The organism is Salipiger sp. ABN3_019 (assembly GCF_056158605.1).
Map to the genome: position 1 here is coordinate 788,345 of NZ_JBSWTP010000009.1, position 12,078 is coordinate 800,422.

Consider the following 12,078-nt stretch of genomic DNA (forward strand, 5'->3'; position numbering starts at 1 on the left):
CTCGGTCACTCCGCTGCAAGCGCCGCGGGGGCGGCTTTGGGTTTGGGCTTGGCGCCGTGCTCGTATTCTTCGAGGAAATCGAGCACCTCTTGGCGGTAGGCGTAATAATCGGGATGCTCGAGCAGCGCCTTGCGGGTGCGCGGGCGGGGCAGGTTCACATCGGTGATCTTGCCGATGGTGGCCTGCGGGCCGTTGGTCATCATCACAACGCGGTCGGCCAGAAGGATCGCCTCGTCGACGTCATGGGTGACGCAGATCGCGGTGACCTTGGTGCGGGACCAGACCTCCATGAGAACCTCCTGAAGCTCCCAGCGGGTGAGGCTGTCGAGCATGCCGAAGGGCTCGTCGAGCAGCAGCAGCTTGGGCGAGAGGGCGAAGGCGCGGGCGATGCCGACGCGCTGCTTCATGCCGTTGGACATATCGGCGGCGCCGCGGTCCATGGCATCGGCAAGGCCGACCCGCTCGAGGTAATATTCCACCACGTCCTGACGCTCGGCTTGGCTGGCCTTGGGGTAGACCTTGTCGACACCGATGGCGCAGTTCTCGCGGGCGGTGAGCCACGGGAAGAGGTTCGGCGATTGGAACACCACGGCGCGCTCGGGATCGGCGCCCTCGACGTGCCGGCCATCGAGCTTGATCGCGCCCTTGGAGATGCCGTTCAGCCCCGCGGCCATGGTCAGCACGGTGGACTTGCCGCAGCCCGAGTGACCGATCAGCGAGATGAACTCGCCGCGGTTGATCTTGAGGTTGAAGTCCTCGACCACCGTGAGCGGACCCTTCGGCGTGGGGTAGATCTTGTGGAGCTGGCTGAAGTCGAGGAAGCGCTCTTCGATCAGCCCCTCCTGCGCCTGCTGCACGGCGGCGGGCACGGCGTGGATCGGGGTGACGTTGGGCAGGATGCGCGAGCCTTCGACCTTGCCCTTGATGCCGACGTCCATGAGGTAGCCGGTGACCTCGGCGCGCAGCTTCTTGAACCCCTCGTGGTGGTTCATCTCGCTGCGTTCGCGCGGGCGGGGAATGTCGACGCGGAACTCTGCGCCGAGCGTGCCATCGGGGTTCAGCGCGATGATCCGGTCGGCGAGGGTGATCGCCTCGTCGACGTCATTGGTGATCAGCACGCAGGTTTTCTTGTCCTGCTCCCAGATCGCCTCGATCTCGTCGGCGAGGTTGGCGCGGGTCAGCGCGTCGAGCGCCGACAGCGGCTCGTCGAGCAGCAGCACCTCGGGCGACATGGCGAGCGCACGGGCGACGTTGACGCGCTGGCGCATGCCCCCCGACAGTTCCGCCGGGCGGCGGTGGATGGCGTGGCTCAGACCGACCATCTTGATGTAGTGGCGGGTCTTGCGGGTCTTCTCGTTCTTGGTCATCTCGGGGAAGACCGCGTCGAGCGCGAGGCGCACATTGCCCTCGACCGTCAGCCACGGCATCAGCGAGTAGTTCTGGAAGATCACGCCGCGCTCGGGGCCGGGGCCCTCGATGTCGAACCCCTTGAAGGTGACGCGGCCCTTCGTGGGCTTTTCGAGCCCGGCCATCAGGTTGATCAGCGTGGTCTTGCCGGTGCCGGAGAAGCCGAGGATCACGAGGAACTCGCCTTCTTCCACCGAGAGGTTGATGTCCTTCAGCACATGGGTCGCTTGCGTGCCCTCGCCGAAGCTTTTCGAGACGTTCTGGAACTCTAGGATGCTCATCGCATTTCCTTTCGCGCTTTGGCTTCGCTTGCTTGAGCGCCGCTCAGCGGTTGTTCGAGAAGGTGAAGAGGGACTGCAGGGCATACATCACGCGGTCCAGCAGGAAGCCGATGATGCCGATGGTGAAGACCGCGACCATGATCTTGGCCAGCGAGGAGGACGAGCCGTTCTGGAACTCATCCCACACGAACTTGCCGAGGCCGGGGTTCTGGGCGAGCATCTCGGCGGCGATCAGCACCATCCAGCCCACACCGAGCGACAGGCGCAGACCGGTGAAGATCAGCGGCAGCGCCGAGGGCAGCACCAGCTTGGTGATCTTGGTGTAGGTGTTCATCTTGAGCACCTTCGAGACGTTCACCAGATCCTTGTCGATCGAGGCCACGCCAAGCGCGGTGTTGATCAGCGTTGGCCAGAGCGAGCAGAGCGTCACGGTGATTGCCGAGATCAGGAAGGATTTCGAGAACATGCCGTCGTTGGTGGCATAGGCGGCCGAGACGACCATGGTGACGATCGGCAGCCATGCCAGCGGCGAGACCGGCTTGAAGATCTGCACCAGCGGGTTGATCGCGGCATTGGCGGTGGGCGAGAGGCCCGCGCAGATGCCCAGCGGAATGGCCACGGCAGAGGCGATCAGGAAGCCGAAGAAGACGGTTTTGATCGAGGTCCAGATCTGCTGGTAGTAGCTCGGCGCGCCGGTATAGGCGACGTCCTTGACCTGATCCGCCTTGCCCGCGGCGATCAGCTTTTCGTTGCGCTTGTCGACCATGGCTTCGAATTTGGCTTGCTTGGCCGCCTTGGCCTGCGCATCGGCGTGCAGGTTGACCGCCTCGCTCCAGACCTGCGCCGGGCCGGGCACCGCGCCGAGCGAGGTTTGGACCTGCGGCGCCAGCGTGCCCCAAAGCACGAGGAATGCGGCGATGGCGACCAGCGGAACACCCAGCAGACGCCAGACATCCTTCATCTGGGCCTTGGGGTTGTCGCCAGCGGCGGCCTTGAGCAGCGGCGTGATCCAGGCAAGGCCGAGGACCTTGAACCATGCATCGGCCTTGTTGATGCGGGTGAACAGACGCGCCCGGCGAGCCTCGCGTTCGGCGTCTCGGGCGAAATCGGGATCGACGGTGGTCATGATGTCCGGTCCTTGATCTGGATGGCGCGGGCAGGAGGGGCGCGCATCGGGAGGAGGAAAAGGTGAGGGTCTGGGTATCTGCTAGGAAAGTGGCCGGGCGTCAGAGGGAGCGCCGCCCGGCCTCAGGTGAGGCTGAAGAGGGTCAGCCCTGAACTTCGTTGCCGATGACCTTCTGGTCGCCTTTCAGGCCGATCGGCAGGCTGTCGAGGTAGGCGTTCGGAGCTTTGCCGTCGTAGGCGATGCCGTCGATGATGTCCTCGGCCGGGGTCGGTGCCTTGTAGCCGTCGCTGTCCCACGGGAAGTCGGCTTCATTGGCGAGGCCTTCGTCGACCAGCGCGCGGGCGGCTTCGAGGTAGATCTCGGGCTTGTAGACCGACTTGGCGACCTCATCGTACCAGCTGTCGGGCTGGGCCTCGGCGATCTGACCCCAGCGGCGCATCTGGGTCAGATACCAGACGGCGTCCGAGTAGAACGGGTAGGTGGCGTTGTGGCGGAAGAAGACGTTGAAGTCGGGAACGTCGCGCACGTCGCCTTTTTCATACTCGAAGGTGCCGGTCATCGAGTTGGCGATCACCTCGGCGTCGGCGCCCACGTATTCCGGCTGCGACAGGATCTCGACCGCTTCCATGCGGTTGGCGTTGTCGTTCTCGTCGAGCCACATGGCGGCACGGATCAGCGCCTTGACCACGGCTTTGGTGGTGTTCGGGTTTTCCTCGGCGAACTCGGCGGTGATGCCAAAGACCTTCTCGGGGTTGTTCTTCCACAGCTCGTAATCAGTGACCACGGGCACGCCGATGCCTTTGAACACGGCCTGCTGGTTCCACGGCTCACCCACGCAATAGCCCGAGATGGTGCCGGCCTCGAGGGTAGCGGGCATCTGCGGCGGCGGGGTGACCGAGAGCATCACGTCGGCGCTGATCTGGCCCGAGATGTTCTCGGGGCTGTAGTAGCCCGGGTTCAGGCCGCCCGCGGCGAGCCAGTAGCGGAGCTCGTAGTTGTGGGTCGAAACCGGGAAGACCATGCCCATGTTGAACGGCTTGCCCTCGGAGTTGAACTTCTCGACGACCGGCACCAGAGCCTCGGCGCTGATCGGGTGCTGCGGCAGCCCGTCGGCGTTTTCCGGGATGTTCGGCTTCATCATTTCCCAGACTTCGTTCGACACGGTGATGCCGTTGCCGTTCAGGTCCATCGAGAAGGGGGTGATGATATGTGCTTCGGTGCCGTAGCCGATGGTGGCGGCGAGCGGCTGACCTGCCAGCATGTGGGCGCCGTCGAGCTGGCCGCCGATCACACCGTCGAGCAGAACCTTCCAGTTGGCCTGCGCTTCGAGCGTCACGAAGAGGCCCTCGTCAAGGAAATAGCCCTGCTCATAAGCCACCGCGAGCGGCGCCATGTCGGTGAGCTTGATGAAGCCGAAGGTCAGCTCGTCTTTTTCGAGGTCTTGCGCCAGCGCCGGCGAGATAAGCGCGGTCGAGGTGGCGAGAGCGATAAGAAGCTTTTTCATTCGTCGTTCCGTCCCTTGTTGGTGGTCCGGTGCGAGGAGGCGCCCGGACCAAATACAGAAAAGCCGCTGACACACCGTGACGGTCGTCACAGAGGTCGAGCGGCTTTGCTCATGGATCCCAGGCATTGGGAGAAATCTTCAGGTCGGGCGCCATTGCCTGACCACGAAAGATTGTTTGCCCCAGCCACCGCGTCCGATCAAAGAAAATTCGCAAGGCGGGGCGCAATTTCGCCCGATACGCGCCGCGGCTCCGCCAGCTTGCGCAAAAATTTGGCGTCATCTGTCGCGTGGCTCAAAAATCCGGCCATCGAAAAACTGATCGGGCCCGAGGAACAGCCGCCCTGCCTCCGAGGCGACGGGAATCGCCGAGCCAAGGGAGCCCTCCAGTTTCGACGACGCGCCGGGCAGATCGGCGCTGGTGCCTTCGAGCGCGGCGCGGTGCAGATCAGAGCGGAAGGTGGCGCGCGCGGCCTGTCCAGCGGCCTCGGGGTCAAGCCCGGTGCGCGCGGCGAGCTGCCGCCCGATCCACTCGGCCTGACTGCGCCAAGGGAAGCTTGCGGCACCGGCGTGGAACTCCAGCATCCGGGGCACCTCGCGTTCCTCGCCCTGCGCCGAGATCACCATGCGCCCGGTCAGCGCCCGGTCGAGCACCTCTGCGGGCACACCGAGGTAATGCGGGCGGCTGAGGATTTCGGCGGCCAGCGAGCGCGAGTCGGGCTCGGCCAGCCAGCGCCCGGCGCGCCACGTGGCGCGGATCAGCCGGCCCAGCAGCGACTGTTCGGTCTCTGCCCAGTCGGCACGCACCGCCAGCACCTTTTCGGGCGCGAAAGACCAGATCGCGGCGCCCGGCAGCAACAGCGTGCCGACGCCGTTTTCCACCGCGATGCTGCCCCAGGGCTCGCCGACGCAGAAGGCGTCGATCTCTCCGGCTTCCATGGCGTCGGCCATCAGCGGCGGCGGCACCGTGCGCACCTGCAGCGCCTCGGGCACCGACAGGCCAAGGGCCGAGAGCCAGTAATACAGCAGTTCCGCATGCATCGAGAAAGGGAAGGGCACGCCGATCCGCAGCGTCTCGTCGGTGGCGGCGATCAGCGCCTTGCCCGCGGCGCTGGCGTCGTCGAAGCCGAAATCGTGCCCCTGCGCTCGCATCTTTTCCGCCAGCGCGTTGCTGACGCCGATGACATTGCCATTGACCGACAGCACCGACACCGCCGACAGCGCCGTGCCCGCGCCGCCCAGCCCCAGCGCCGCGGCCACCGGCACGGGCGAGAGCATATGCGCCGCATCGACCCGGCCAAAGCTGAGCATGTCGCGCAGGCTCGACCAAGAGGGGGCGCGCTTGAGGTCGAGCGCGATGCCCTCCTCGGCGGCATAGCCCATTTCCTGCGCGATGATCAGCGGCGCGGAATCGGTGAGCGGGATGAACCCTACAGAAAGCGTGGTGGTCTTCATCCCAGCAGCCCCGCCGCCGTCACCAGCGCCTGCGCCACATCGGCGACGCGCCGTCCCTGATCCATCGCCGCCTTGCGCAGCAGGGCATAGGCCTCGTCTTCGCCGACGCCGCGCGCCTTCATCAGCATGCCTTTGGCGCGGTCGATCACCTTGCGCTCTTCCAGCGCGCGCTTGGTCTCGGCCAGTTCGGTGCGCATGCGCTGGAACATGCGAAAACGCGCGATGGCCGCATCCAGCACCGGCTTCACCCGCTGCGCCTTCAGCCCGTCGACCACATAGGCCGACACACCCGCCTCGATCGCCGCATCCGTCAGCCCGTCGCCCGAGCGGTCGACGAACATCGCCACCGGCCGCTCCAGTGGACCCGAGGCCAGCGCCAGTTCCTCAAGCGTGTCGCGCGACGGGCTTTCGAGATCGATCAGCACGACATCGGGGTTCAGCGTCTGGATGCGCCGGGCGAGCCCGGTGATCTCCGACACGGTGTGAATCTCGAACTCACCGGCGTCGCGCAGGCTCTGCTCGATCAGCAGGGCGCGCTCGCGGTCGGTCTCGACAATGGCGATGGAAAGCTGGCTGGACATATCCTCTATCGGCCATGCGTCCGGGCACTTGTAAAGCTGCGCCCTGCGTGGCCGGGTTCAAAAATAGGGCATCAGCCCAAAAATTATGCGCATCCCTGCGCGCCGCGCGCTAGGCCATAGGAAAAGGCCGGAGCGCCCCCGCGCCCCGGCCTTTCATTGTTCTCAAAATACGCCGGGGGTGAGCCCGGCACGGGCGAGGGGGCAGCGCCCCCTCTATCGCCGTTCAGCGGGTGCCAGCTTGCATCAGCCCCTGCGCCTTCAGCTCGGCATGGGCCTCGTCCAGCGCCTTCCATGCGCGCGAGATCAGCACATCGATTTCCTCTTTCGAGATCACCAGCGGCGGCGAGATGATCATCCGGTCGCCCACATGGCGCATCACCAGATTGTTGGCAAAGCAACGCTCGCGGGTGATGTAGCCGGCGGTGCCGGCCTCGGCGGCGAAGGGCGCGCGAGCGGCCTTGTCCGGGGTTAGCGCGATGGAGCCCATCATGCCGGCGATCTTCGCCTCGCCGACCAGCGGGTGCTCGGTCAGGCTCTCGAATTTCGCCTTGAGATAGGGGCCTGTGACGTCGCGCACCTGCTCGACGATCTTTTCCTCTTCGAGAATGCGCAGGTTCTCCAGCGCCACGGCGCTGGCGACCGGGTGGCCGGAGTAGGTGTAGCCGTGGTTGAACTCGGTCTTGGCGATGACGCTGGCCACCTCGTCCGACAGGATCGAGCCGCCGATCGGCTGGTAGCCCGACGACAGGCCCTTGGCGATGGTCATGATGTCGGGCTCGATGCCCATGGTCTGCGAGCCGAACCAGCTGCCGGTGCGCCCAAAGCCGCAGATCACCTCGTCGGCGATCAGCAGGATGCCGTATTTCTTCACGATACGGGTGATTTCCGGCCAGTAGGTCTCGGGCGGGATGATCACGCCGCCAGCGCCCTGAATCGGCTCGGCGATGAAGGCGGCGACGCGGTGCGGGCCGATCTCTTCGATCTTCGCTTCCAGCTGACGCGCGCGTTCGAGGCCGAACTCCTCGGGGGTCATGTCGCCGCCCTCGGCCCACCAGTTGGGCTGGTCGATATGCTCGATGCCGGGGATCGGCAGGCCGCCCTGCATGTGCATGCCCTTCATGCCGCCAAGCGAGCCCGAGCCCACCGACGAGCCGTGATAGGCGTTCCAGCGCGAGATGATCACGTCGCGCTCGGGCTGGCCCTTTTCGGCCCAGTAGGTGCGCACGAGGCGCAGGTTGGTATCATTGGCCTCCGAGCCCGAGGAGGCATAGAACACGGTGTTCAGATCGCCCGGTGCCAGTTCGGCGATCTTTGCCGAAAGCTGGATGACCGGCACGTGGGTCGTCATGAAGAAGGTGTTGTAATACGGCAGTTCTTCCATCTGGCGCGCGGCGACGGCGGCCAGTTCCTTGCGGCCATACCCGGCGTTGACGCACCACAGACCGGCCATGCCGTCGAGGATGCGCTCGCCTTCGCTGTCGGTCAGCCAGCAGCCCTCGGCGCGGGTGATCACCCGCGCGCCCTTGCGGGCGAGGTCGGAGCCGGTGGTGAACGGGTGCATATGGTGCGCCGCGTCCAGAGCCTGCAGCTCTTCGGTGGGCGTGTTGACGTTGATCAGGGCCATGGGGAAAGACCTCTCTGCGCTGTACGGAAAGTTGTCGCCCATAATATGATCAAATTATTCGGCGTCAATCGAATCAGGACAGCCCTTCGCGGATCTGTGTCATGCCCTGCACCACGTCGCCTTCCATTGCGGCAGCTGCGGCCTCGGCATCGCGGTTTTCCAGCGCGTCCAGCAGGTCTTTGTGAAGGTCTGGAAGATTGCGCGTGCCGAACATGCCGCAGACCACACGCAGCGACGGGCCAAAGCGCAGCCACAGCCCCTCGACCATCTCGGTAAGGATCGGTGCCTCGGCCAGCGCATTCATCTCGGCATGGAAGCGGTGATTCTCCTCGAGGTAGCCGCGCACGTCGCCGCGGGCGATGGCCAGATCGAGCCGTGCGTCGGTCTCGCGCAGGCCCTCGATCGCCTCTGGGGTGCAGCGCGCGGCGGCGCGCCTTGCAAGTTGGGGCTCCAGCGCGACGCGGGCGATCAGTAGCTGTTCCACGGCGGCCGCGTCGAGCACCGGCACAACGATGCGGCGATTGCCCTGAAAGGCCAGCGCGCCTGCGGCAGTCATGCGGCGCAGGGCCTCGCGCACCGGGGTCATCCCGGCGCCCAGCCGGTCCACCAACCCTTGGATCGTCACCGCCTGACCGGGCGCCAGTTCGCCAAAGAGAATCATCTCGCGCAGTTGCCGGTAGACCAGTTCATGCGCCGGCGGTCCGGCGCCCTCTGCCCTCACATTCATCACGTGCCCTTCATTTGATCATTTCCGCCGCGACGCCATCTTGCACGGTTAATCCGCCCATGAAAACATTCCAACAGTTGCCAAGTGAGGCAACGTTTGATCAAATTCGGGGGATGGGGCGGAAAAGACCCCAATTCCAACGGGAGCGAATTATGAAGACATCTCTGCTGAGTTTCACCGCGGGTCTCGCGCTGGCTGCTGCCGCGGCCCATGCCGACGAAGTCCGCGTCTACAACTGGTCGGACTACATCGACGAATCGCTGCTCGAGAAATTCGAGGAAGAGACCGGGATCGACCTGATCTATGACGTCTTCGACAGCAACGAGGTGCTGGAGACCAAGATGCTCGCGGGGGGCTCTGGCTATGACGTCGTTGTGCCCACCGGCACCTTCCTGCAACGTCAGATCGCGGCGGGCGCGTTCCAGAAGCTCGACAAGTCGAAGCTGCCGAACATCGAAAACATGTGGGATGTGATCTCGGAGCGCACCGCGAAATACGACCCCGGCAACGAATACGCCATCAACTACATGTGGGGCACCACCGGCATTGGCGTGAACGTGCCCAAGGTGAAGGAAATCCTCGGCGAGGACGCCCCGATCGACAGCTGGGACCTCGTGTTCAAGCCCGAGAACATGGAAAAGCTGGCGGAATGCGGCGTCTACTTCCTCGACGCGCCGTCCGAGATGATCCCGGCCGCGCTGCAGTACATCGGTGAAGACCCGGACAGCCACGATCCCGACGTGATCGCCAAGGCCGAAGACGTCTACATGCCGATCCGTCCCTACATCAGCAAGTTCCACTCCTCCGAGTACATCAACGCGCTGGCCAATGGCGACATCTGCGTGGCCGTCGGCTGGTCGGGTGACGTGCTGCAGGCGCGTGACCGTGCCGCCGAGGCCGAAAACGGCGTCGAAGTGGCCTATAACGCGCCCAAGGAAGGCGCGCAGATGTGGTTCGACCAGATGGCCATTCCGGTCGATGCGCCGAACCCCGACGCGGCGCATGTCTTCCTGAACTTCATCATGGACCCCGAGAACATGGCGGCGGCGTCGAACTACGTCTACTACGCCAACGGCAACAAGGCCTCGCAGGAGTTTCTGGCCGAGGATGTGATCGGCGATCCGGCGATCTACCCCTCGGAAGAGGCGCTTGAGAACCTGTTCACCACCACGCCCTACGAGCCCAAGGTGCAGCGCGTCGTGACGCGCCTCTGGACCAAGATCAAGTCGGGCTCCTGAGCCTGAACCGACCGGCCCGTCCCCTCGCGGGGGCGGGCCATTATTCATGACAGGACCCTCCCGCATGGCGCAGACCGCATTCGCTCCCTGGACCGACCCGGAGCAGAAGCCGATCATCGAGTTTCGCAATATCACCAAGAGCTTCGGCGACTTCACCGCGATCCATGATCTGTCTCTGAACATCTACGAGCGCGAGTTCTTCGCGCTGCTGGGGCCCTCGGGCTGTGGCAAGACCACGATGATGCGGATGCTGGCGGGCTTCGAGACCGCGACCTCTGGGCATATCTTCCTGTCGGGCAGGGACATCGGTCATGTGCCGCCGAACCAGCGCCCGGTGAACATGATGTTCCAGAGCTACGCGCTGTTCCCGCATCTGTCGATCTGGGACAATATCGCCTTTGGCCTCAAGCGCGAGAGCAAGGACAAGGCGTTCATTGGCGATCGCGTCGAAGAGATGCTGCGGCTGACCCGGCTGACCAAATTCGCCCGCCGCAAACCCCATCAGATTTCCGGCGGCCAGCGCCAGCGCGTGGCCCTTGCCCGTTCGCTCGCCAAGGCCCCCAAGCTCCTGCTGCTCGACGAGCCGCTCGGCGCGCTCGACCGCAAGCTGCGCGAGCAGACCCAGTTCGAGCTTATGGACATTCAGGAGAAAACCGGCACCACCTTCGTCATCGTCACCCACGATCAGGAAGAGGCGATGACCGTCGCCTCGCGCATCGCGGTGATGGATGAGGGCAATCTGGTGCAGGTCGCCACCCCCGCGCAGATCTACGAGGCGCCGAACTCGGTCTACGTGGCCGACTTCATCGGCGACGTGAACATCATCGAAGGCCGCGCCACCCAGCCCGGCGCCAAGACCGGCATCGCCTGGGCCGAGGGTCAGCCGCCGATCCTCGCCACACCCACCAAGAGCCTGCAGGCCGGGCAAAGCGTGCATTTCGCCATCCGTCCTGAGAAGGTCACCATCGACGTCGAAAAGCCCGACCGCCCGAACACCTTCCGCGGCAAGGTGATCGACATCGCCTATCTCGGCAATATCTCGACCTACCACGTCGAGCTTGCCGGCGGTCAGATGATCAAGGCGCAGATGGTCAACGCGCGCCGCCTCGCCAACCGCCCGATCACTTGGGAAGACGAGGTCTGGATCGGCTTCACCGACACCGCCGGTGTCGTGCTCGAGGAGTAAGCCATGCGCCGCTTCGCCCTCATCGCGATCCCCTATCTTTGGCTTCTGGCGCTGTTTCTGGTGCCCTTCATCATCGTCCTGAAGATCTCGCTCTCGGACATCGCGCTGGCCCGGCCGCCTTATATGCCGCAGCTCGATCTCGGCGCGGGCTGGGAGGGGCTGAAAGCCTTCTTCTCAGAACTCGATTTCGAGAATTTCGTCTTCCTGACCACCGATGACCTCTACTGGAAGGCCTATCTGTCGTCGCTGAAGATCGCCGCCGTCTCGACCCTGCTCACGCTCTGTGTCGGCTACCCCGTGGCCTACGCCATGGCGCGCGCGCCCGAGGAATGGCGCCCGACGCTGCTGATGCTGGTGATCCTGCCGTTCTGGACGTCCTTCCTGATCCGCGTCTACTCGTGGATGGGGATCCTGTCGAACGAGGGGGTGCTGAACCAGCTGCTGATGTGGCTCGGCGTCATCGACGCGCCGCTGCAGATCATGAACACCACCACCGCGGTCTACATCGGCGTGGTCTATACCTATCTGCCGTTCATGATCCTGCCAATCTACTCGGCGCTGGAAAAGCTCGATGGCGCGCTGCTCGAGGCCGCCGAAGACCTCGGCTGCTCGCGGCTCGAGGCGTTCTGGCTGGTCACTTGGCCGCTCTCGCGCAACGGCATCATCGCCGGCTGCTTCCTCGTCTTCATCCCCACCATCGGCGAGTTCGTCATCCCCTCGCTGCTCGGCGGGTCCGACACGCTGATGATCGGCAAGGTGCTGTGGGAAGAGTTCTTCTCCAACCGCGACTGGCCGGTCGCCTCGGCGGTGGCCGTGGTGCTGCTGCTGATCCTGATCATTCCCATCGTGCTCTTCCAGCGCAACGAGCAGAAGCAACGGGAGGCCGAAGGATGAGCGCCGCCCCCTTCTTCTCTTTCCAAATACGCACCGGCACCGCCGCCGGCCACAAAGC

10 protein-coding genes are annotated in these 12,078 nt (G+C 64.7%); 3 read left to right on the forward strand and 7 right to left on the reverse strand.

Translation table 11 applies throughout. The features are described from left to right. Nucleotides 1-5: 5 nt before the first annotated feature. From ACXAD2_RS11870 to ACXAD2_RS11900, 7 genes are all read right to left on the reverse strand, one after another. On the reverse strand, nucleotides 6-1,688 hold the full coding sequence (locus ACXAD2_RS11870; protein ID WP_066103663.1) for an ABC transporter ATP-binding protein: 1,683 nt from the start codon (nucleotides 1,686-1,688) through the stop codon (nucleotides 6-8). Nucleotides 1,689-1,731: 43 nt separating this feature from the next. Then, on the reverse strand, nucleotides 1,732-2,814 hold the full coding sequence (locus tag ACXAD2_RS11875) for an ABC transporter permease (RefSeq protein WP_066103665.1): 1,083 nt from the start codon (nucleotides 2,812-2,814) through the stop codon (nucleotides 1,732-1,734). A gap of 142 nt (nucleotides 2,815-2,956) precedes the next feature. Continuing rightward, entirely contained in the window at nucleotides 2,957-4,318 is a 1,362-nt protein-coding gene (locus ACXAD2_RS11880) for a CmpA/NrtA family ABC transporter substrate-binding protein (protein ID WP_475170121.1), read from the reverse strand. A gap of 276 nt (nucleotides 4,319-4,594) precedes the next feature. Further along, nucleotides 4,595-5,770 (reverse strand): CmpA/NrtA family ABC transporter substrate-binding protein, encoded by a 1,176-nt coding sequence (locus ACXAD2_RS11885; protein WP_475170123.1) that lies wholly within the window; start codon nucleotides 5,768-5,770, stop codon nucleotides 4,595-4,597. Continuing rightward, the gene (locus tag ACXAD2_RS11890; RefSeq protein WP_066103671.1) at nucleotides 5,767-6,351 is read right to left on the reverse strand and encodes an ANTAR domain-containing response regulator; all 585 of its coding nucleotides are present in this window, start codon (nucleotides 6,349-6,351) and stop codon (nucleotides 5,767-5,769) included. Before ACXAD2_RS11890 ends, ACXAD2_RS11885 begins: the two co-directional genes overlap by 4 nt. A gap of 223 nt (nucleotides 6,352-6,574) precedes the next feature. After that, the gene (locus tag ACXAD2_RS11895; RefSeq protein ID WP_475170127.1) at nucleotides 6,575-7,975 is read right to left on the reverse strand and encodes an aspartate aminotransferase family protein; all 1,401 of its coding nucleotides are present in this window, start codon (nucleotides 7,973-7,975) and stop codon (nucleotides 6,575-6,577) included. Between the two features lie 73 nt (nucleotides 7,976-8,048). After that, entirely contained in the window at nucleotides 8,049-8,702 is a 654-nt protein-coding gene (locus ACXAD2_RS11900) for a GntR family transcriptional regulator (protein ID WP_475170129.1), read from the reverse strand. Between the two features lie 152 nt (nucleotides 8,703-8,854). Between ACXAD2_RS11900 and ACXAD2_RS11905 the strand changes: the two genes are divergently transcribed. The 3 genes from ACXAD2_RS11905 to ACXAD2_RS11915 all read left to right on the forward strand — a co-directional run bounded on the left by ACXAD2_RS11905 (nucleotide 8,855) and on the right by ACXAD2_RS11915 (nucleotide 12,020). Beyond that, a complete protein-coding gene (locus ACXAD2_RS11905; protein ID WP_066103677.1) occupies nucleotides 8,855-9,940 on the forward strand; it encodes a polyamine ABC transporter substrate-binding protein in 1,086 nt (361 codons plus the stop codon). Nucleotides 9,941-10,004: 64 nt separating this feature from the next. Further along, nucleotides 10,005-11,126 carry an ABC transporter ATP-binding protein gene (locus ACXAD2_RS11910; RefSeq protein ID WP_475170131.1) on the forward strand — a complete coding sequence of 374 codons (1,122 nt, stop codon included), beginning with the start codon at nucleotides 10,005-10,007 and terminating at the stop codon, nucleotides 11,124-11,126. Between the two features lie 3 nt (nucleotides 11,127-11,129). Then, nucleotides 11,130-12,020 carry an ABC transporter permease subunit gene (locus ACXAD2_RS11915; RefSeq protein ID WP_066103681.1) on the forward strand — a complete coding sequence of 297 codons (891 nt, stop codon included), beginning with the start codon at nucleotides 11,130-11,132 and terminating at the stop codon, nucleotides 12,018-12,020. The last annotated feature ends 58 nt before the right edge of the window (nucleotides 12,021-12,078 follow it).

Excerpts from the sequence above, each read along its gene's own strand:
- ACXAD2_RS11870 (WP_066103663.1), bottom strand. The coding sequence starts at position 1,688 with ATGAGCATCCTAGAGTTCCAGAACGTCTCGAAAAGCTTCGGCGAGGGC.
- ACXAD2_RS11875 (WP_066103665.1), bottom strand. The coding sequence starts at position 2,814 with ATGACCACCGTCGATCCCGATTTCGCCCGAGACGCCGAACGCGAGGCT.
- ACXAD2_RS11880 (WP_475170121.1), bottom strand. The coding sequence starts at position 4,318 with ATGAAAAAGCTTCTTATCGCTCTCGCCACCTCGACCGCGCTTATCTCG.
- ACXAD2_RS11885 (WP_475170123.1), bottom strand. The coding sequence starts at position 5,770 with ATGAAGACCACCACGCTTTCTGTAGGGTTCATCCCGCTCACCGATTCC.
- ACXAD2_RS11890 (WP_066103671.1), bottom strand. The coding sequence starts at position 6,351 with ATGTCCAGCCAGCTTTCCATCGCCATTGTCGAGACCGACCGCGAGCGC.
- ACXAD2_RS11895 (WP_475170127.1), bottom strand. The coding sequence starts at position 7,975 with ATGGCCCTGATCAACGTCAACACGCCCACCGAAGAGCTGCAGGCTCTG.
- ACXAD2_RS11900 (WP_475170129.1), bottom strand. The coding sequence starts at position 8,702 with ATGAATGTGAGGGCAGAGGGCGCCGGACCGCCGGCGCATGAACTGGTC.
- ACXAD2_RS11905 (WP_066103677.1), top strand. The coding sequence starts at position 8,855 with ATGAAGACATCTCTGCTGAGTTTCACCGCGGGTCTCGCGCTGGCTGCT.
- ACXAD2_RS11910 (WP_475170131.1), top strand. The coding sequence starts at position 10,005 with ATGGCGCAGACCGCATTCGCTCCCTGGACCGACCCGGAGCAGAAGCCG.
- ACXAD2_RS11915 (WP_066103681.1), top strand. The coding sequence starts at position 11,130 with ATGCGCCGCTTCGCCCTCATCGCGATCCCCTATCTTTGGCTTCTGGCG.